The organism is Paenibacillus sp. 2TAB26, assembly GCF_052115145.1.
In the GTDB taxonomy this organism is placed as follows: Bacteria; Bacillota; Bacilli; order Paenibacillales; family Paenibacillaceae; genus Pristimantibacillus.
The window spans coordinates 70,434-90,122 of record NZ_JBFRGC010000031.1 but is presented as its reverse complement, the minus strand read 5'-3'; the positions used below and the strand labels follow the sequence as shown (position 1 = coordinate 90,122).

The 19,689-nt window shown below is 44.5% G+C and carries 21 protein-coding genes, 1 tRNA gene and 1 rRNA gene; 15 read left to right on the top strand and 8 right to left on the bottom strand.

The window, feature by feature from the left end; translation table 11 throughout:
• Positions 1-165 precede the first annotated feature (165 nt).
• The 12 genes from rrf (at position 166) to AB4Z50_RS29105 (ending at position 9,876) form a co-directional block, all read left to right on the top strand.
• Positions 166-282, top strand: a 5S ribosomal RNA gene (rrf, locus tag AB4Z50_RS29160).
• An 88-nt stretch (positions 283-370) separates the two neighbouring features.
• Entirely contained in the window at positions 371-1,564 is a 1,194-nt protein-coding gene (locus tag AB4Z50_RS29155; RefSeq protein WP_441884867.1) for a GNAT family N-acetyltransferase, read from the top strand.
• A gap of 145 nt (positions 1,565-1,709) precedes the next feature.
• Entirely contained in the window at positions 1,710-3,167 is a 1,458-nt protein-coding gene (guaB, locus tag AB4Z50_RS29150; protein ID WP_076271758.1) for an IMP dehydrogenase, read from the top strand.
• 188 nt (positions 3,168-3,355) lie between these two features.
• Positions 3,356-4,645, top strand: coding sequence for a D-alanyl-D-alanine carboxypeptidase family protein (locus tag AB4Z50_RS29145; RefSeq protein ID WP_441884872.1), 1,290 nt, complete (start codon positions 3,356-3,358; stop codon positions 4,643-4,645).
• Between the two features lie 127 nt (positions 4,646-4,772).
• Positions 4,773-5,654: a pyridoxal 5'-phosphate synthase lyase subunit PdxS gene (pdxS, locus tag AB4Z50_RS29140; protein ID WP_076271759.1), complete on the top strand. Its 882-nt coding sequence runs from the start codon at positions 4,773-4,775 to the stop codon at positions 5,652-5,654.
• 77 nt (positions 5,655-5,731) lie between these two features.
• A complete protein-coding gene (gene pdxT, locus AB4Z50_RS29135; RefSeq protein ID WP_339205921.1) occupies positions 5,732-6,316 on the top strand; it encodes a pyridoxal 5'-phosphate synthase glutaminase subunit PdxT in 585 nt (194 codons plus the stop codon).
• Positions 6,317-6,364: 48 nt separating this feature from the next.
• Positions 6,365-7,651, top strand: a complete 1,287-nt coding sequence (gene serS, locus AB4Z50_RS29130; protein WP_441884864.1) for a serine--tRNA ligase — start codon at positions 6,365-6,367, stop codon at positions 7,649-7,651.
• An 83-nt stretch (positions 7,652-7,734) separates the two neighbouring features.
• Positions 7,735-7,823, top strand: a tRNA-Ser gene (locus tag AB4Z50_RS29125).
• Positions 7,824-7,946: 123 nt separating this feature from the next.
• Complete coding sequence (locus AB4Z50_RS29120; RefSeq protein WP_083682741.1) at positions 7,947-8,294, top strand: hypothetical protein; 348 nt, start codon at positions 7,947-7,949, stop codon at positions 8,292-8,294.
• A 15-nt stretch (positions 8,295-8,309) separates the two neighbouring features.
• Complete coding sequence (locus AB4Z50_RS29115; RefSeq protein ID WP_441884862.1) at positions 8,310-8,486, top strand: hypothetical protein; 177 nt, start codon at positions 8,310-8,312, stop codon at positions 8,484-8,486.
• 43 nt (positions 8,487-8,529) lie between these two features.
• Complete coding sequence (locus AB4Z50_RS29110; protein ID WP_076271763.1) at positions 8,530-8,679, top strand: small acid-soluble spore protein P; 150 nt, start codon at positions 8,530-8,532, stop codon at positions 8,677-8,679.
• Between the two features lie 138 nt (positions 8,680-8,817).
• Entirely contained in the window at positions 8,818-9,876 is a 1,059-nt protein-coding gene (locus AB4Z50_RS29105) for a hypothetical protein (protein ID WP_441884860.1), read from the top strand.
• A 62-nt stretch (positions 9,877-9,938) separates the two neighbouring features.
• On the opposite strand, the gene AB4Z50_RS29100 is transcribed toward AB4Z50_RS29105, so the two are convergent.
• The 4 genes from AB4Z50_RS29100 to AB4Z50_RS29085 are packed head-to-tail and all read right to left on the bottom strand — an operon-like array spanning position 9,939 to position 14,247.
• On the bottom strand, positions 9,939-10,700 hold the full coding sequence (locus tag AB4Z50_RS29100) for a PHP-associated domain-containing protein (RefSeq protein ID WP_441884858.1): 762 nt from the start codon (positions 10,698-10,700) through the stop codon (positions 9,939-9,941).
• Between the two features lie 31 nt (positions 10,701-10,731).
• Positions 10,732-11,559 carry an energy-coupling factor transporter transmembrane component T family protein gene (locus tag AB4Z50_RS29095; protein WP_430063456.1) on the bottom strand — a complete coding sequence of 276 codons (828 nt, stop codon included), beginning with the start codon at positions 11,557-11,559 and terminating at the stop codon, positions 10,732-10,734.
• A complete protein-coding gene (locus tag AB4Z50_RS29090) occupies positions 11,546-13,369 on the bottom strand; it encodes an ABC transporter ATP-binding protein (RefSeq protein WP_441884855.1) in 1,824 nt (607 codons plus the stop codon). Before AB4Z50_RS29090 ends, AB4Z50_RS29095 begins: the two co-directional genes overlap by 14 nt.
• On the bottom strand, positions 13,366-14,247 hold the full coding sequence (locus tag AB4Z50_RS29085) for a cell division protein FtsQ (protein ID WP_441884853.1): 882 nt from the start codon (positions 14,245-14,247) through the stop codon (positions 13,366-13,368). The genes AB4Z50_RS29090 and AB4Z50_RS29085 overlap by 4 nt, the downstream gene beginning before the upstream one ends.
• Positions 14,248-14,484: 237 nt before the next feature.
• On the opposite strand from AB4Z50_RS29085, the gene AB4Z50_RS29080 reads away from it, so the two are divergent.
• Positions 14,485-15,330, top strand: coding sequence for a MurR/RpiR family transcriptional regulator (locus tag AB4Z50_RS29080; protein WP_441884851.1), 846 nt, complete (start codon positions 14,485-14,487; stop codon positions 15,328-15,330).
• A 41-nt stretch (positions 15,331-15,371) separates the two neighbouring features.
• Here AB4Z50_RS29080 and AB4Z50_RS29075 read toward each other — a convergent pair whose 3' ends face one another.
• A complete protein-coding gene (locus AB4Z50_RS29075; RefSeq protein ID WP_339205934.1) occupies positions 15,372-15,728 on the bottom strand; it encodes a DUF4870 domain-containing protein in 357 nt (118 codons plus the stop codon).
• Between the two features lie 212 nt (positions 15,729-15,940).
• On the opposite strand from AB4Z50_RS29075, the gene AB4Z50_RS29070 reads away from it, so the two are divergent.
• Together AB4Z50_RS29070 and AB4Z50_RS29065 are read left to right on the top strand one after the other, a co-directional pair.
• Positions 15,941-16,273 carry a PadR family transcriptional regulator gene (locus AB4Z50_RS29070; RefSeq protein ID WP_430063448.1) on the top strand — a complete coding sequence of 111 codons (333 nt, stop codon included), beginning with the start codon at positions 15,941-15,943 and terminating at the stop codon, positions 16,271-16,273.
• Positions 16,270-17,631, top strand: coding sequence for an FtsW/RodA/SpoVE family cell cycle protein (locus tag AB4Z50_RS29065; RefSeq protein WP_441884848.1), 1,362 nt, complete (start codon positions 16,270-16,272; stop codon positions 17,629-17,631). The genes AB4Z50_RS29070 and AB4Z50_RS29065 overlap by 4 nt, the downstream gene beginning before the upstream one ends.
• A gap of 52 nt (positions 17,632-17,683) precedes the next feature.
• Here AB4Z50_RS29065 and AB4Z50_RS29060 read toward each other — a convergent pair whose 3' ends face one another.
• The 3 genes from AB4Z50_RS29060 to AB4Z50_RS29050 all read right to left on the bottom strand — a co-directional run bounded on the left by AB4Z50_RS29060 (position 17,684) and on the right by AB4Z50_RS29050 (position 19,632).
• Positions 17,684-18,013 (bottom strand): hypothetical protein, encoded by a 330-nt coding sequence (locus tag AB4Z50_RS29060; protein WP_076271770.1) that lies wholly within the window; start codon positions 18,011-18,013, stop codon positions 17,684-17,686.
• A gap of 197 nt (positions 18,014-18,210) precedes the next feature.
• Complete coding sequence (locus tag AB4Z50_RS29055; protein WP_076271771.1) at positions 18,211-19,005, bottom strand: AIM24 family protein; 795 nt, start codon at positions 19,003-19,005, stop codon at positions 18,211-18,213.
• A 63-nt stretch (positions 19,006-19,068) separates the two neighbouring features.
• Positions 19,069-19,632, bottom strand: coding sequence for a TerD family protein (locus AB4Z50_RS29050; protein ID WP_256711106.1), 564 nt, complete (start codon positions 19,630-19,632; stop codon positions 19,069-19,071).
• Between the last annotated feature and the right edge of the window lie 57 nt (positions 19,633-19,689).

Genomic DNA, 19,689 nt, shown 5'->3' with positions numbered 1-19,689 from the left:
GGTTCGGGGTGGAAGCACAGCAATGTGTGTAGCTGACGAATACTAATCGGTCGAGGGCTTATCCTAAACACGTTTACTGTGACCCATACATCCAGTAGACAGCAGCATAAAGGCTTCAGCAAGCCTAATCTTTCGTATCCAGTTTTCAGCGTGCAACACGCTACGTTTGGTGGCGATGGCGGAGGGGAACCACGCGTTCCCATACCGAACACGACCGTTAAGCCCTTCAGCGCCGATGGTACTTAGACCGCAGGGTCTTGGGAGAGTAGGACGTCGCCAAGCACGAGAGACCTATCGCATGTGATGCGATAGGTTTTTTTGTCGTTTATGCGGTATGATAGGGTTATATCAAATTTGGAGGTGCTTCGAATTGGAAACACGTATCGTTATTAAGCATACCGGTGTTGAGCAATTTGACGAGAGTATGGCTTTATCTCAATTTGCATTTCAATATGAACGTTCTGCTGCAGAACTAGAACAAACGAAAGAGCAGTATGAGAGTGAGCCTACTGTAAGGTACGGAGCGTATGTCAATAATCAGTTGGCTGCGCAAGCTGCAGTGCTAAAGCTGCAAACATATATCGGAGGCAAGGTTTTTGATATGGGAGGTGTTGCAGGTGTTGCGACATGGCCAGAGTTCAGGAGGCAGGGGCTAGTTGCTCAAATACTCATTCAATCGCTAATAGAGATGAAGGAGAACGGTCAAACGGTTTCTTTTCTTCATCCTTTTTCATTCAGCTTTTACCGTAAATTTGGATGGGAAACCTACACTGAACTTAAAACATATACGATTAAGACGGACATGCTTCCAGCGAGAATAGCATACGAGGGTAGGTTTGAGCGCATTACAGGAAACTATGGTTTGCTGAACGATGTCTATCAAGCCTATGCATCTCAATTTAATGGCTCATTGGTGCGTGACGACTTCTGGTGGAAGTATCGGATTAACAGAAGAAAACCAGGACAAACTGCACTTTATTACGATAAGAGCGGAGCAGCACAAGGCTACGTCATTTATGAAGTTAAAAACAGCCGGTTAACGGTTCATGAGTTTGTTCATTTAAATGAGCCTGCAAGAGCTGCGATATGGTCATTTCTTGCACAGCATGATTCAATGATCGAAGAGCTGACGATTAAAATGCCATCTAACGATCGCCTTCCCTACTTGCTGAGCAATCCGAGAATAAAACAGGAAATCACCCCTTATTTTATGGCTCGAATTGTGGATGCGGAAGCTTTTGTGAGCCAATATGATTTTAAAGCAGCAGATCATGCCGATGATATTCATATTCAACTGATCGACGCTCAAGCTCCATGGAATAATGGTCATTTTTTACTTCATATCGATGCGTCTGGGAAAGCTTCACTTCGTCGTAAGGACGATAGTGAAAAAATAGATGAGGCAATTAAACTGGATATTGGTTCCTTTACGATTGTGCTATTTGGGTATATTCAGTTAGAGCAATTAGCCCAATTCGCACGCATAGAAGGAGATATAGGATTGGTTAAACGCTTACAATCTCGTATTCCCGAACGAACTACGTATTTACCTGACTTTTTCTAAAGAAATAGCAGGTTTTGAGACATCCAAATCGAGTATAAAACAGGATGAACAAAGGTATTCATCAGCCTTGACAGCCTATACCCCCTCTGCTAATATTGCTAATAATATATGTGAGACGTACTTAAAATAAGGGAGGAACATACTCGTGTGGGAAACGAAATTCGCCAAAGAAGGGCTAACGTTTGACGACGTCCTGCTTATTCCGCGCAAATCAGAAGTGCTGCCTAGGGAAGTTGACATCTCGATTCGATTAAGCGAGGACATTAAGCTAAACATTCCGCTCATTAGCGCTGGTATGGACACCGTTACAGAAGCCGCATTGGCGATTGCAATTGCGCGTGAGGGTGGTATCGGCATTATCCATAAGAACATGTCGATTACACAGCAAGCGGAGGAAGTTGACCGTGTAAAACGTTCGGAGAGCGGTGTAATTACAAATCCGTTTTCGCTTACGCCTGATCACCATGTTTACGACGCAGAAGAATTGATGGGAAAATACCGCATCTCAGGCGTACCGATTGTTGATCAAGATAAGAAGCTTGTAGGTATTTTGACCAACCGTGATTTGCGTTTCGTACATGATTATTCAATTAAGATAAATGAAGTTATGACTCGTAACAACCTTGTAACGGCACCTGTTGGCACAACGCTGCAGGAAGCGGAGGGACTTCTTCAAAAGCACAAGATTGAGAAGCTGCCGCTGATTGATGAGTCCAATACACTTAAAGGTCTTATTACGATAAAAGATATTGAGAAAGCAATCCAATTCCCTAATGCGGCTAAAGATAAGCATGGTCGCTTACTTTGCGGAGCAGCGGTTGGTATTTCGAAGGATACAATGGATCGTGCAGAAGCATTGGTTCAATCAGGAATTGATGTTCTTGTTGTAGACTCGGCACATGGTCACCACATTAATATTTTGGATGCAGTTCGTAAGCTACGTGCTACTTACCCAGACCTTACTATTATTGCAGGTAACGTTGCTACTGGCGATGCTACCCGTGATCTTATCGAAGCAGGCGCTTCCGTAGTTAAAGTAGGGATTGGTCCTGGATCGATCTGTACAACTCGCGTTATCGCTGGTATCGGTGTTCCACAAATTACTGCGATTTATGATTGCGCGTCAGTTGCTCGTGAATACAATATTCCGGTTATTGCAGACGGCGGTATTAAGTACTCCGGTGACATTACGAAAGCAATCGCATCTGGAGCAAGCGCGATTATGATCGGAAGCTTGTTCGCAGGTACAGCTGAAAGCCCTGGCGAAACTGAAATTTTCCAAGGACGCAGCTTTAAAGTCTACCGTGGAATGGGCTCGCTTGGCGCTATGAAGGAAGGAAGCAAGGATCGTTACTTCCAAGAGAACGAGAACAAGCTTGTTCCGGAAGGTATCGAAGGACGCGTTCCTTACAAAGGGCCGCTTGCTGACACTGTGCATCAATTGCTCGGCGGCTTGCGTTCAGGTATGGGCTATTGCGGTACAGCTTCTCTGGACGAGCTTAAGAACGATACACAATTCGTTCGTATTACAGGTTCTGGTCTTCGTGAAAGCCATCCACATGATGTGCAAATTACGAAAGAAGCACCAAACTATTCACTTTAAGCTATACTATCTAGATACGATAATAACAGACAAGGAAAGGCGACTGAGTCGCTGGCCCTTGTCTGTTTTTTTTATGAAGGATTACTCATTGTTCTGTAACCTGTTTGTGGTTTAATTGTTAGGCTTCGATATGTTACAATTAACAACGGACAAACCAAGTGGGAAAAGGGGAGACGACGTTGAAGGAAATGGTAAGGCCGGTTCGAATAAAGACGGTCATCGCTGCAAGTTTGGCGGTTTGGATGGTAATGCTGTCGCTTGGTTCTGCGGTAGCAATGGCGAATGGATACCAAGGAAGAGAAAGTACGAAAAACGATTTAGGTTTACAAGTGAAAGCTGCTATTCTAATTGATGCGGATTCAGGACAAGTTTTGTATGAAGTTAATTCAGAGGAGCCGCTCCCTGCAGCAAGTATGACGAAGTTAATGACGGAATATATCGTTCTTGAGGAAATTACGAATGAACGCCTGTCCTGGGATGAGGTTATTACCACTAGTGCGGAAGCGGCCTCAACGCCATCGGATGGATCATCTGTATTTTTAGCTCAAGGAGATCAACATACGGTTAGAGATTTGTACAAAGCAATGGCAGTTGGTTCTGCGAATGATGCAACGATTGCATTAGCATCGCAAATAGCTGGAAGTGAGCAAGGATTTGTTAAGAAGATGAATGAGGTAGCTGCGGAGTTGGGTCTTAAAACAGCTATTTTTACAAGTGCGACTGGTCTATCGGAGACAACTGTTATTTCTGCGACGGACATGGCGAAGCTAGCTCAAATTATTTTGAGCAAGCACCCTGAATTTTTGGATTATTCTAAGCTGCAGGAATATAAATTCCGTGAACGCGACAAGGATCCAATCATCAACATTAACTGGATGCTTGGTACAAACGTGAATCAAAAGGGCCTTAAGCACTTAGCTTATGAAGGCGTTGACGGCATGAAAACAGGCTTCATTAATGCTGCTGGCTACAATTTCACGGGTACTGTAAAAAGAGGCGAGCAGCGTTTTATTAGCGTCGTTATGGATACTGCTACAAAGTCTGCTCGTTTTAATGAAACGGCTAAGATGTATAACTACGGTTTCAGCACTTTTGAGAAAAAGACGGTGCTTGCGCCAAAATCTGTGGTAGAAACAGCGAAAACGGTTAAGATTAAAAAGGGTAAAAAGAAAACCTTGCCGATCGTAACGGAAAAAGATATTACGTTTATGGTTAAGAAGGGCGTAGAGCCTAAAATCGAGGTTGTATCCAGCGATGTGAAGTCAGAAGCTGAGCTGGTAGCTCCGATTCCAGCAGGCACGGTTGTAGGTACAGTAACTTACAAGTACACGGATGCCGAAACGAAACAAGAGCTCAAAAAAACGGTTAACCTCGTTACAACGGAGGATGGAACGAAAGCAGGCTGGTTCCGCTTGATGTTCCGTGGAATTGGAGATTTTTTCTCAGGTTTATTTAATGGAATCGTCAATTTGTTCTAATCCGAGTAGAAAACAGGGGAATAAAGCAAATCAAGGCTTGTCGATTATTCTTGCATCCTGTAAAATCAATGGTTAGAACAACTGCGGTAATATACAAATTAATGGATGAAAATAGGAGGATTTTAGCATGGAAACAGGTACATCGCGCGTAAAACGCGGCATGGCAGAAATGCAAAAAGGCGGCGTCATTATGGACGTTATGAGCGCCGAGCAAGCGAAAGTAGCAGAAGCAGCAGGAGCAACAGCGGTAATGGCGCTTGAGCGCGTCCCTTCCGAAATTCGTGCAGCAGGCGGAGTAGCTCGTATGGCTGATCCGACAATTGTAGAAGAAGTAATGAAAGTTGTATCGATTCCAGTTATGGCAAAAGCTCGTATCGGGCATTATGTAGAAGCAAAAGTGCTCGAATCCATGGGCGTTGACTATATCGATGAGAGTGAAGTACTTACACCAGCAGATGAAGTATTCCACATCAGCAAGCATGAGTTTACGATTCCATTCGTATGCGGAGCAAAAGATCTTGGAGAAGCGTTGCGCCGTATTCAAGAGGGAGCAGCAATGCTTCGTACGAAAGGTGAGCCGGGAACAGGCAATATCGTAGAGGCTGTTCGTCACCTTCGCTTGATCAATGGACAAATTCGTAAAATCCAAGGTTTGTCGAAGGACGAGCTTTATCATGAAGCTAAGGTTCTAGGCGTAGCTTACGACTTGCTTCTTAACGTACATGAAACGGGTAAGCTTCCTGTCGTTAACTTCGCAGCAGGCGGAGTAGCTACTCCATCCGATGCAGCTTTGATGATGCATCTTGGAGCAGACGGCGTATTCGTTGGTTCTGGTATTTTCACATCAGAAAACCCAGAGAAATTCGCTCGTGCAATCGTTGAAGCAACGACACATTACCAAGATTACAAGCTAATTGCTGAAGTGTCGAAAAACTTGGGAGCAGCTATGAAGGGAATCGAAATTTCCAAGCTTAACTCCTCCGAGCGTATGCAAGACCGCGGTATCTAATAGTTGTAATATGCAGGTGCCGGCTTAGCGCGAATAGTGCTGCCGGCTCTTGCCCGTAAAGGAAGGCGAGTAGAGCGATGAAGATAGGCGTACTAGCGCTTCAAGGCGCAGTGGCAGAGCATATACGAAGCTTAGAAGCGGCGGGCGCAGAGGCGGTCGCCGTTAAGCGGGTTGAGCAGCTTGAAGAGCTGCAAGGGCTTGTTATTCCAGGCGGCGAAAGCACGACGATCGGCAAGCTGATGCGCAATTATGGCTTCATGGAAGCTATTAAGGATTTCTCTGCACAAGGCAAGCCATTGTTCGGCACTTGTGCTGGTCTTATCGTTTTGGCTGATGAAATAGAAGGCCAAGAGGATGCGCATTTGCGCCTTATGGATATGACCGTTGCAAGAAACGCATTCGGGCGTCAACAAGAAAGCTTTGAGACGGATTTGGATGTCAAAGGCATTGACGAACCGGTTCGCGCTGTATTTATCCGAGCTCCATTGATCAAAAAAGTTGGAGCAGGCGTAGACGTATTGTCTACATACCGAGATGAAATTGTAACAGCAAGACAGGGACATCTTCTAGCTGTATCGTATCATCCGGAGCTAACGGACGATTATAGGCTGCATGCATACTTCGTTGATATGGTGAAGGAAGCAGCTGCAAGCAAGGAATAAACGTTTACAATAATAAAATTACTCCCTTCAGAGAGGGGCTTTTGGATCGTGCTGGATGTAAAATTGTTAAGAAATGAATTTGAGAAGGTTGAGAAAGCGCTGCTTGATCGCGGAGCTTCCCTTGATCTTATTGCTAATTTTCCTGCGCTCGACACTAGGCGCCGTGATCTTATTCAAGAGACGGAGCAGCTGAAGAGCAGACGCAATACGGTTTCGCAGGATGTAGCTAAACTCAAACGCACAGGCGGCGACGCAGAATCGCTTATCCTTGAGATGAGAGAGGTTGGCGACCGCATTAAAGAGCTTGACGATGAACTTCGTGAGCTGGATGTACAAGTGATTGAGCTGACTCAAGCGATTCCGAACATTCCTAGCGATAGCGTGCCAGTCGGCAAGTCGGAGGAAGATAATGTAGAGCTGCGCAAAAATGGCGAAGTTCCAACCTTTGATTTTGAGCCCAAGCCACATTGGGAGCTTGCGCAATCACTCGGCATATTGGATTTCGAGCGTGCAGCGAAGGTAACGGGATCACGTTTCACGTTCTACCGCGGCCTTGGAGCTCGTCTTGAGCGTGCGCTTATCAGCTTTATGATGGATCTTCACAGCGATAAGCACGGTTATGAGGAAGTATTGCCTCCTTATATCGTTAATCGTGACAGCTTGATCGGTACGGGTCAGCTTCCGAAGTTTGAAGAGGATTTATTCAAAATTTCGGATTCGGATTATTTCCTCATTCCGACTGCAGAGGTTCCAGTTACAAACCTGCACCGCGAAGAGATTTTGCCGATTGAAGAGCTTCCGAAATATTTTGTGGCTTACAGCTCGTGCTTCCGTTCAGAAGCAGGTTCTGCTGGGCGTGATACACGTGGTTTGATTCGTCAGCATCAGTTCAACAAGGTTGAATTGATCAAATTGACGAAACCGGAGGATTCATACGAAGAGCTGGAGAAAATGACCGCTAACGCGGAGAAGGTTTTGCAGCTACTTGGACTTCCTTACCGTGTTCTAACGCTTTGTACGGGAGATATGGGCTTCACAGCGGCTAAAACATATGACCTTGAAGTGTGGCTGCCAAGTGCAGGCACGTATCGTGAAATTTCGTCCTGCTCAAATGTAGAGGATTTCCAAGCTCGCCGTGCGGGTATTCGTTTCCGCAGAGATACGAAGAGCAAGCCGGAATTCGTTCATACACTGAATGGTTCGGGACTTGCTGTAGGTCGTACTTTTGCGGCAATCATCGAGAACTTCCAGCAAGCGGACGGTTCTGTGACGATCCCAGAAGTACTGCGTCCGTATATGGGCGGCATTAGTTCAATCGATTCAACAAAGCTTTAAATTTTTTTTTGCCACATGGTCAAAATACACTTGCATTTTTATTTTGACCTGTGGTATTATATTTCTTGTGACAAATGAACGATGGAGAGATACCGAAGCGGTCATAACGGGGCAGTCTTGAAAACTGTTAGGGCGCAAGCCCACGTGGGTTCGAGTCCCACTCTCTCCTCCATATTTTTTAAAATGTACATGACAAGCCCAGACGCTAAGCGTTTGGGCTTTTTTTTCATTCTATCCCCTCGTATAAAATAATGCCGCACATCGCATGTTATACGATGTGGAGGTGCTTCATTTAATGGGTAAATCAGATGAACTGCAAATGAATCAAGAAAACTTGGCAGATGCTTGGCGTCAAACCTTGCCAGAGACGCTAAAAGACGCTGACCGCAGCAGAGTGCTGCCTGATGAGTCAGATTCCAAAGCGCTGCGCGTAACGATCGATACAGCCGGACATCAAATGTATTCGTTTGATTTTAAAGTTACTTATGTAGATAGCCGTGAAGTGAAGGTTGAGCTTATCGATGTGGAGAAAGACAAGGTATCCATCGATGAGCGTGGAGACATCATTCAAGAGCTGATACAAAATTACACTAGACATCTGCATGAATGTGCTCAAGCGCTGCAACGCTTGACGCATGCTTAGAGGAGAGGGCTGCTTATGACAAAGGCACAAGGAACGGCTGATAAGAACTTATCTAATGTGGTAGAAGCTTTGGAGGTTGAGGCGGTTAACAGCCATCAAGCTCAGCAATTGCAGCAGGATAAGAACGATCGAAGCAATCAGGATGACATAAATCATGATCATCCAACAGATTTAGAACATCAAAAAAATTAACGCTTCCCTCGAAGCCGATGAGATCTAAATAGGAGGAATTCAAATGTCGAAGCCAGACAGCATTCCGGTGCCGGAAAGCAATCCGCAAAATAATCGGAAGCGTAATGACGGAGGCGGGCAGCAAGAGCCGCTTTCTGGATCTAAGAAAACGAAGCAGCGTAATCATGTGGATCATCATAACCCGCAAGGATAGATCAATGTGCTGTTAAAAGCTAGGCCAAACGTCCCGTTTCAGTACGCTGAAACGGGATTTTTTGGATATAACTTCTAAATGAAGTTATTTTAGTATAGAATGGAGGTGCTCACAAAAAGATAGGGAGGAACATACTACATGAAGAATGTTCAAAAAATAGCGGTTCTTATGTTAGCCGTTATTTTAGTTGTTATTGCAGGCTGCAGCTCGGCAAAACCACCGAAGGAAGCTTTGCAGGCGGCTATGACGAAAATTAATGAAGCGGACTCATATGCAGTAAAAATGTCATTTGGCTTGGATGAATTGGAAGTTCCACAAACGGCAACTTTGGAAGGCAACGCAGCTGCTACAGCAGCAATCGTAGGTTTGATTAAAGATGCAACCATTACAGTTGATGCTGTATATAAGAAAAAACCGATGCGTACCGATATGAATATGCAAATCGTAGTGCCAGGCGACATGGAGATGAAGTTAACGGTACCTATGATTATGACTGAGGAAGCGCTGTATGTGAAAATACCGCAAGTTCCGATGCTGCCATTGCCGGAGAAGATTACAAGTAAATTTATTAAAATTGATCTAAAGGAGCTTGCTGAGAAAGAAGGCACGGCTAAGCTGGATCTTGCTGCACAACAAAAGTTAGGCAAGGAACTTGGAGAAGTAATGCTTAAGCATTTTGACGAGAAAACATATTTCAGCCAGCCTAAGGCTGAGGCAGCTGGCCTGCCTGCTGATATGAAAGCAGATCAAATCATCGCCTTTGAGATTAATGAAAGCAACTATCCAAAAACAGTAGAAACCATCGTTAACCAAGTGCTGCCTGAGGTGCTAAATGTATTGCTTGCTAATGAAGCATCATTAAAGACTCTTCAGCTTGATAAGGCGGACATCGAGAAGATGAAGTCGGATCTTGAGACGAACAAAGCAGAGATTCTAACCACATTTAAAAATGATGTTAAAGTGAATACTCTGAAAGTAACGGGCGCTATCACAGATGGATATCTTGCTTACCAATCGGGTAAGGTAAGCATTGAAGGCTCTGACAAAGAGAGCGGCCAGAAGATGAAGCTTGGCCTTCATTATGATGTTACTTACTCCGAGATTAATAAAGATGCGAAGTTCGAAGGTGAAATTCCTACGGATGCGATTACACTGGACGAACTGACACAGATGTTCCAATTGCCAGTTGGTATGTAATAGATTGAAAATGAAGCAGCTCCTGAGTGTCAGGAGCTGCTTTTTTAGTGAAGCGGGTGTTCTTACAAAGCGACAACCATCGATTTTTTTAGAAGCTCTTTCATCATTTGAGCAGCTTTAACTTTAACATTCAAGCAAGCGGAAATTTCAAGCTGATAATTGCCACTCAGCAGCTCGTTGCGCAGTTGTTCAGCTGTTTCGCAAACGTTATCTACATGATTAACAACGCTGCCGAACTGTAGAGGCTGATGTGAGTCGCTTCCTGCAATGACCTTTAAGCCAAGATGATCTGCGAACTGTCGAACCTGATCAGCCATGCCGAAACCATATTGGAATAAATCTTTTGCATTTATATCAAGCGCATCGAGGCGTCTGAGTGTGTCAGCATCATGGTGAGTGAGCGGCGTGCTTTCTCTCATGGGATGAGCACCAATTCGAAGCAAGGGATAGCCGTCGGTGCGGTTCAGCAGCTCTTCTAAAGCGATAAAGCTATCTTTTGCGGTATGGGGTTCAAGCTGCTGCCTCAGATCACGAATATGGCTGCGGTTTCCAATGATTAGAATATGGCCTTTATTCGCTACATCAATCTCCATGCCAGAGAAAACCTTCAAGCCCTCCACGACATAATAATCACCTTTGTATTCAAAATGATGATCCAGCTGATCCATCATATCGGCAAAGTGAAGCGTGTTAAAATGCTCGGTCAACGCCACCGCGTGCAGACCGTTTTCTTTGGCTTCGCGAGCCATGGAAAGGAAGTAGTCGAGTGAAAAATTTGTTTTCTTTGACAGCTTGCCATGTGTATGCAAATCGATGCTCATCATTAGTGTGTTATCTCCATTCAATTATGTAATTTTAAAAGGAAATGAATTGTCCAAAAGCAACCAGCCCGATCATATAGAACAGGGAGCAGCTTAAGAAAATAAAATCATGCGGTCGAACCTGCATATGGGCAAGCTTAAGCTTCTTCGTCTCAGGGCTGACAAGCGAATAGGTAAAGCCGCGCACCTCTAATGCTTCGACCGTCGTTCTCGTTCGCTTAGCTGTATTCAGAATGAGCGGATAAAAGGCATAAACGCTAATCTTCGCCATGTATATAATTGAACGCCAGTGAAGAAAACCCTTATTGCGGGGAGCGCGGCCGCGCAATCGGAATGAGTGAATAAGGTTATGGTACTCCTCAATTAGAATCGGAAGCATCCTATAGCCGTAGGACACACCAAAGCTGAATTGTCCAGGCATCCCCATACTAAGCAGGGCGTCACTCAGCTTCTCGGGATCCATGCTAGAGAACACGGCAATGCTGGCCAGCGAGATGATTAATATTTTTAATGTTAAGGTCAATAACGGCCATACGCCCGCTAGACTCCCTCCGAAGAAGATGGAGCCGAAAAAAATATAACTAATCTCACTTACCAGGCCGACGCCCATAATAAGTAGAACAAGTGGACTTACCTTTGAAGATAAAGTAAGAACAAGCATTGGAATAAGCAAGCCAAGCAGAATGGCTTTATTATGAAAGAACCAAGGCGCTATGGCGAAAAAGGAATACCAAATCAGGAGGATACGCGGATCAAAGCGCGACAGAAAGGTCGATTGTCTGCCGAAAGCGGTACGCATCAGCTCAATTTTAATTTGTTCTACGCTCAGCTTGTCGAGCATGCTTTGTTTAATTGCTTCCAACCGTAATCTCCTCCTGCTCAAATGGGTTTGACGGATTTATATTTTTGATAAGCCGCGTGGTGAATTCATTGACAGATAGGCAAGGCGGCTCGAAACCCAGTCTTTGACTAAGCAAAGCGATTTGCGGCGCAATGAGACCTGCTTGTTTGAGAATGGCAACATGGCTGAATAACGAGCGTACATCTGTATCAAGTGCGACGCAGCCATCATGCATAACGATAACGCGATTTGCCCATTCGGCAACCAGCTGCATATCATGTGTCGCTATGATGGTCGTTTTTACATGATCCTGCAGCTGCGCCAGCATTTCAGTCATTTCACGGCGGCTCGCTGCATCAAGGCTGGCTGTCGGTTCATCCAGCAGCATGACAGTGGGACGCATGGCGAGTCCGATCGCTAATGTCGCTCTGCGCTGCTGTCCGCCGCTGAGCAGTCTGCCATCTCGATCCTGCAGGGCGGTTAGCCGCAGCCTCTCCAGAATTTCATCAACAAAAGGGTGATAATCAGCAATTCCGCGGGCTTTTAGAAAATATTCAACATCCTTGCGGACGGAATCTTCAATAAACATCTCCTCTGGATTCTGATAAATATAGGAGACAAAATCAGACAGCAGTTCAGGTGAAGATTGCTTCGTAATATGCCCGCATACGGTTAAGTGTCCTTCCGTAGGGCGCCGAATGCCCGAAAGGAGTTTGAGCAGCGTTGATTTGCCAGCGCCATTATTGCCGACAAGAGCAATACGATCGCCTTCATAAAAGCTGATGCTCATGTTCCGAATGACGGGATGCATCGTTCTTGCAATTGTTTTGTAGCTATAGGAGACATTAGCAAACGTAGCAAGGGGCTGCTTAATATGTTCATTATTAGAAATAGACTTATCCGTAAGATCTTCTGAAAGCGTGAATGACGGTTTAAGCATCTTCTCAAAATAAGCGACTGCTTCATCGATGGTGATCGGGTATTGTGATGAATCCTCACTTTTTGCTTTTCCGGAAGCAGCCTCTAGTGTACAAACAGCAAGCGTAACCTGCGGCGGTAATATATGCAGTTCAGCAAGCTCATCAACTGCAGATAATGCCTCATGGACAGGCTTCACCCAGCGTATTGTGCCGCTATCCATAAGTACGACCCTATTGCAATAGTTTGCAATAAACTCGGTATGGTGCTCAATGACGATGATTGTTTTGCCATGCTTTTCATTCAGCAGCTTAAGTTTGTCGTAGATGAGTCTAGCATGAAAGGGATCTAGCTGCGCCACGGGCTCATCGATAATAATAATTTCTGGATCGAGGGATAAAGCGCCAGCAAGCGCCGTAAGATGCTTTTGTCCGCCGCTTAGCTGCCAAATCCACTGATCCTTCAAATGATCAATGCCAAGCATGGACAAAGCTCGAAGTCCGCGTTCACGGTAATCGCTAAAGCCATAATTAAGTGGAGCAAAGCAGGCTTCATCATAGACGGTCGGCCGAACGAGCTGGTTCTCAAAATCCTGAAACACATAAGCGACCTTGCGTGACAAGGAGGATACCGTTTCCTCGACAGCTATTAGCCCTGCAACTTCAATGGAGCCGTCTAAATCGCCGACATAATAGTTTGGAATAAGGCCGTTTAAACATTTGCAAAGCGTTGACTTGCCACTGCCATTCGTACCTGCTATAGCGATAAACTCGCCGGGTTGAACAGTAAGCTGAATGTTGTGGAGCGCCTTGTTCTCCGCTCCGGGATATTGAAATTGAATGTCCTGCAGCTTAATGATGGGAGCCGCATGCTGCGGCCCCTGCTGATTGGCTTGGAAGGATGAAGGTCTCAAAGCTTAACATCCTCCGTCGTGCGCGCAGATTTGGATTTGACACGAAATGCTGCGATGAGTGTTAATATGAGCACTAATGCGGCTGCAGCAGCACTAATCCAGATGAACCCACTGCCATATTGCTCAATAAATTCTGGCTCCCATACAGCAAAGTTAATATCAGACTCAGACAAAAATTCTGCAACGATCCCAATAAAAACAAATATAATAGCGGTAATAAGCAGCCGCGGTGTTATTAGCTGTCCGAATGATATAGAAACTCTGCTGTCGCGTGGTTTTATGCCGAGAAGCGGTTCGATTTTTCCATATAGACGCGGTACGAGAAATAAAGTAGGCAGCAGGGAGAAAAAGATGCCGGTTATGAGCATGGCGTTAAGGAAACCTACGCCTTCGATAAGCAATATGCTTTCGGGAATGCCTGGAACAGCTTCGAGCTCTTCGATCCCAAACCAAACCTTGCTGATGTCGACAATCGCTCCAAGCATCTGGTCAATACCTACTGCAACGAACGAAGCGAGTGCGAGTTGTTTACGATTTCGTGGATCGCTTACGAGCAGGCCAGCTATGTACATGGCAATCGTAAATTCTATGAATTTTTCCAATTCTCCGAGTCCGCCGAATTGTCCAAGCAGCAGTTCCCCGAATATAACCTCGCCGAAGGATGCGCCAAGTGCAGCATACAGCGGATTAAATAGAATACAGAGCGTTAATGGGATAAAAGCGAAGTATTCGACCTTCAGCTCAATGGGACCAAGCTTTAGCTCAGGAATAAGCTCGGAGAACATGTTGGAAATACCGTACAAGGACATCGATAAAATGAATACCATAAGCTTCTGCGATTGCGTTAGCTCATAACGGCGCTTAGGCGCTGTAACCATTGTGATTCCTCCTAATTTGTTTTTGAGGCGGAATGCGTCTCGAATGCCTCGATTCAAAACGAATTCTTCTACAATATAGAGATCGAATGTTATCAGATCATCAACAAATTATTTCGATTACGTAAAATAAATTACAAAAAAATAAAAATGAAATAAAATTATCATTTTTAATCAAAAGGTGATATACTCCGTTTAGAAAATATGCTGCGATGTTGGTACAGGCAGGAGGAATTAAAGATGACGGCTTTTCATTTGGATATGGACTTGGATAATATGTCAAAAAGCCACCAATCCATTGCTAATTACGTAGTGGGTGCACTGCAGCAGATTCCTTATTGTACAGAGGAAGATATTGCGATGGCTGTAGGTGTCAGTACGGCGACGGTATCGCGGTTTTGGCGGACGATTGGGTTTGCTAATTTGAAGGCATTTAAGAAAACGCTGCTGAAAAGCGAGCATGCGACGCCTGCCCATAAAATGAAGAAAATATTGAATAAGGTAGATCATGAAGAGGCTGATATTGTAAGTGAAATGCTGGAGATTGCAGCAGCTAACGTAGAGGTTACTTCAAAGCGTGTAGACCGTGAGCAGTTTCATCAAGCGGTGGAGGCCATTCATAAGGCTAGAAAAGTGTATGTATTTGGAACGGGAGCAGCAGCTAGCTTGATCGAGCTCATCCGATTTCGTCTGAATCGGATAAATGTGCAAATCGAAGGTATGGCGGGGAGTGGCAGCGAGCTGCTTGAAACGCTTGTTCATGCTGATTCCAGCGATGTGCTGCTTATGTTCGGCTTTGTCAGGCGCTCACCTGAATTAACGGTGCTGCTTGAGCATGCCAAAGAGGCAGGCTACACTACAATACTGATTACGGATTTGCTCGTATCCGATATGCTGGAGCAGAGCGATCTCGTGCTGCAGGTTGATCGGGGGGAACTGGAGGGCTTTCATTCGATGGCAGCGCCAGTTGCGCTTCTTGATGCACTGTCAGTAGCCGTTACAAAGCGGTGCGGGCAGCAGGCGTTTGACCAATTGGACCGCTTGCATGTGATGAGGAAAAAATATAGCTCGCAGCTTCCTAAATAATAGAACCGCCGGAACGATTTGCGTCCCGGCGGTTCTATGTTTTATTTGAAGAAACGAATGGTTAGAGGATAGCGATAGCCATTGCCCTCTGAAGCACGCATAGACCCAATGATGGTAAATGCAATCCAGAAAATAAACAAAAGCGGTGTAGTAATAAATCCGATGAGAACAAAAATGAGCAAACCGGAAATAATGGAATAAATCATATTGCTGATCTGAAAATTGAGTGATTCCTTGCCATGCATATCCACATAGCTGGATTGATCCTTCTTCAGAAGCCAAATGATGAGTGGTCCAAGAATGTTGCCGAGCGGAATAATTACACCGCTAAAAGCAAGCAGATGGCAAAGCATGCCGTACGTTTTTTCTTCCTTATGAAGTCCGAAAGATTGATTCATTGTGTATTGCCTCCCTTAAATTGAAAACCGCCGATTAATGTGACTTATGTACTTATACGTTAACGCAGCGATAAGATATGCATAAATATATCACCGATTAGCTATTATGGGAATCCATTCCTAAAATGATGTTGTAATCGGTGGTGGTCAACTATATACTTATACATAGATAATCGATGCATAGAAATGCGATACTTAAACAGGAGGGCGTTATGAAAATTAATAAGGAGCTTATGAAAGGCAGTACCGTTATTCTTATTTTGACACTGCTTGACCGTAAGGAAATGTATGGCTATGAAATGACCAAAGAAATTGAAAAAAGCTCGAGCGGTGTGTTTACTTTTAAAGAAGGGACGCTTTATCCGATCTTACATACGCTTGAGGTGGAACAGCTGGTTGAATCGTACTGGAATGAAGAAGGCAGCCGCAAACGGAAATATTATCGCATCACAGCGCGTGGAAGAGGGCAGCTGGAGGAGAAGAAGCAGGAGTGGACGTTGTTTCGGACGACGGTAGACCGCGTAATCGGGGAGGGCCATGCATGAATAACAAACCTGTTCAGTATGAGTCGATTCAGGAATACTTAGTGCAGGTTTGCAGACATGTAAAAGCAAGAGATGTGCATCGTGACATCAAGGTTGAAATGCAGAACCATCTGGACGAGCTGGTGGAGGATAAGCTAAACGAAGGGTTATCAGAGGAAGAGGCGGTTCGTGCTGCTCTAGTCCAGATGGGTGATCCTGATCAGATCGGCAAGCAGCTTCATGCAGCACATAAGCCGGTTATGGAATGGGGATTAGCCGCACTTGTCGCAATTATGGTGGGTATTGGCCTGCTTGCTATGTATGCAATGGAGTTCGCTTATAGTGATCAAAATATGTATAGCGGATTTCAATTTTTTCTTAAGAAGGCAGTTTTCACAGCGATAGGCATCGTGTTCATCATTGGTATTTATTTTTTGGACTATCGAAAATGGGAAAAGTATTCGTGGTACATTTACAGCGGCACGATTTTTCTGATGGTAGCCTGTATTTTTTATGCAGTCGAAGTCAATGGTTCGAAAAGCTGGCTCACAATCGGGTCTTTTACCTTTGATGTATATGGCACTTCTCCTTATTTATTTATGATTGCTTTTGCAGGGACACTGCTTGTTAAGCATAAGGAGAAGCAAGGACTATTCAGAAATTCACTTTACTTCGGAAAAATGGTGCTTTTATATGCGATCGTGCCCACCATACTGTATAGCAAGGCGAACTCCTATCTTAATTTTATTTTATATTTATTTGGACTGACCGTATTAATGCTGTTTGTTGCGAAAACGTATAGGCTGTTTTTAACCATTGCGAGTTCAATCATAGCTGCAGGAGCGGTGTTTGTAACAATTGATCCATATCGCTATAAATATGGATGGGAACGGTATACCGCTTTTCTAAATCCCAATTCTTCCACTGATGATGTGAATTATTTGCTCCAGCGCTCCTTGGAATCTATTCGTTTGGGAGGGATGTGGGGGCAAGGATTTGGCGTTGAGAACCCCAATATTCGCTATATTTATAGTGAAATGGTCTTTACTTATTTGATCTACAGTCTTGGTTTGGTTTTTGGTATAGCTATAGTGCTGCTAGCCGTATTACTGATTGTTAAAGTGATCGGCATGGCAAAAACGCTCAAGGATGTATATGCTAAAGGTTTAGTCATTGGCTTATTTTCAATTATTGGTCTGCATTTCGTATGGAATATTCTGATGTCATTTGGGCTGCTGCCTATGAATAGCATGACGATGCCTTTCGTATCGTATAGCGGAATAAACGGCATTATCGAATTAATGGTCATGGGATTGCTGCTAAGCGTCAATCGGAGAAAAAATATGATCAGCTTATTAAATCGCGAGCCATCAAGATAACAAAAAAGGGCTATCCTATTGTAGAATATCTACAGTAGGATAGCCCTCTTGATTAGAAGCTGCCTGGAGCGGGTGGACGGGTAGGGTAATTTTGCTGATTGTTTTTGGAAACGCCAATGAACAGGAATAGGGCTGTAGTAAGATGCATGATCATGCCGAGAATAGGTATCCATGCTAATACAGATGTAATGATCCCCAAAATACTGCCTACGACTGGCTTATTATGTTGCGAGCAAAGAACAAGCGTTACGATATGAAGAATGAGCGTTGCAAATAATAGCGTGTATCCAGATAACATGACTAGGGTGCCACCCAGCAAGGGGATTCCTAAGATGCCTTCAATAATAGCAGTGACTAGTAAAAGTGTACCTGCAGCTTTCATTTTATTTTCCTCCTATTTCTATATTTAAATCATTCTATGGGGCAGTTTTTGTTTTCTGTTTATCTTTGTACGCAGCGAAAGCGATCCGGGTTACATGCTTTCAAGCAAAAAGGCAGCTATCCATAGGAGAGCAGCTGGTTTTCAAAGAAAACAGCCCTGCCGAACGATACGGCAAGGCTTATATCATTATACGATGCTTATTTCAGAAACTTGCCGATAATTCCACCAAGCCCACTGTTGCTGTCATGCCCTCCTTGGCTGCCGCCAAAGGTGTTGTTGAATGCGCTGCTCTGCGTTTGCGGTTGGTAACGGTTGTCATCCATACCGAATTTCACGCCGCTCTCACGTTCAAATGGCTGTATAATAACAACCTGATTAGGGTCACTGAATTCGTACATATAAGATTCCCCGGAGGTTTGGCCGATAAGCGTTTTCCAGTTGACATCGATCTTCACACTTGGGGAAGGACCTGTCCAAGCAACGATGGCATCAGGATCTACACGGCAAGGGCCTTGCAAAACCAGTGGATTGCCTTTGGTTTTTACGGCAACCTGTGCACCCTGTCCGTTGTAAGTAAGTTTGGATGTAAACAAGCCGCGCTGGGAGAGGACACCCGTTCCAATGATGGTAACGCCATAATGACAAGTGTCCGTAAATGCGAGCAGATCTTCACTCTCAACACTTACGCTTTGCCATGGTCCGCCTTGCTCTAAATTAATGATTGTAACATGAGAGTTCTCATCCGCGAGATATACGATGCCTTGTCCTTCGACTTCCATAATCTCTAAGTTTTCTCCCGTTACTTTACGCATACCATGGTTGATCACTTGTCCGATAACATTTCCGGAATTCGTTCCTAACAACCGCTTAGAATATTTGAATTTCTTGTTATAGGCTTGATCAGCAACCATCGATCCTTTTTTGGCAAAAAACTGGCCTTGTCCTTCTGCTTTCAAAAATAATTCCCGTTCGACCTGGAATTGAAACGGCATGCGGGGTAACCTCCATATAATATATAAAATGAAATTATAGCTGCTTCATTAACAAGTAAGCTGTTACATTGCCCCGTAATGCGCACATATGCCCGCTAGATCAAGCGACAAGCCTGTTCCAACAGCATTAAATTTCCATTCATTGCCGTGGCGATATACTTCTCCAGCTAGGATGGAGATTGAGGTGGAGTAGTCCTCGGATAGATCAAATCGGCAGATCTCGGCTCCGTTTGCTTGGTTCACGACACGGATATATGCATTGGAAACTTGTCCAAAGTTTTGGTTTTTGCGAATAGCTTCATCAATTGTAACGGTAAATACGATTTTTTGGATATCCAAAGCTACTCTAGATAATTGAATTTCAACCGTCTCATCGTCACCGCTGCCTTGTCCGTCACGGTTATCACCCTTATAACGTGTTGATCCATCGGGGCTCACGAGATTGTTGTAGAAAACGATATGACTAGTGGAAGAAACCGTGTTTGTCTGATTCAGCATAAACACCTCTGCATCTAGGTCATAGCTCTGGCCTTGCAGGTTATTTGTGTCCCATCCAAGTCCGATTTTCAATAAATCAAGCCCTGCATTATTTTTGGTCAAATCCAGCTTCTGTCCTTTGGTAAGGATAAGCCCACCATTAGGACTGGCCTGAGGAGCGGGAGCTGCGCCAAAAGCGTTATTTAT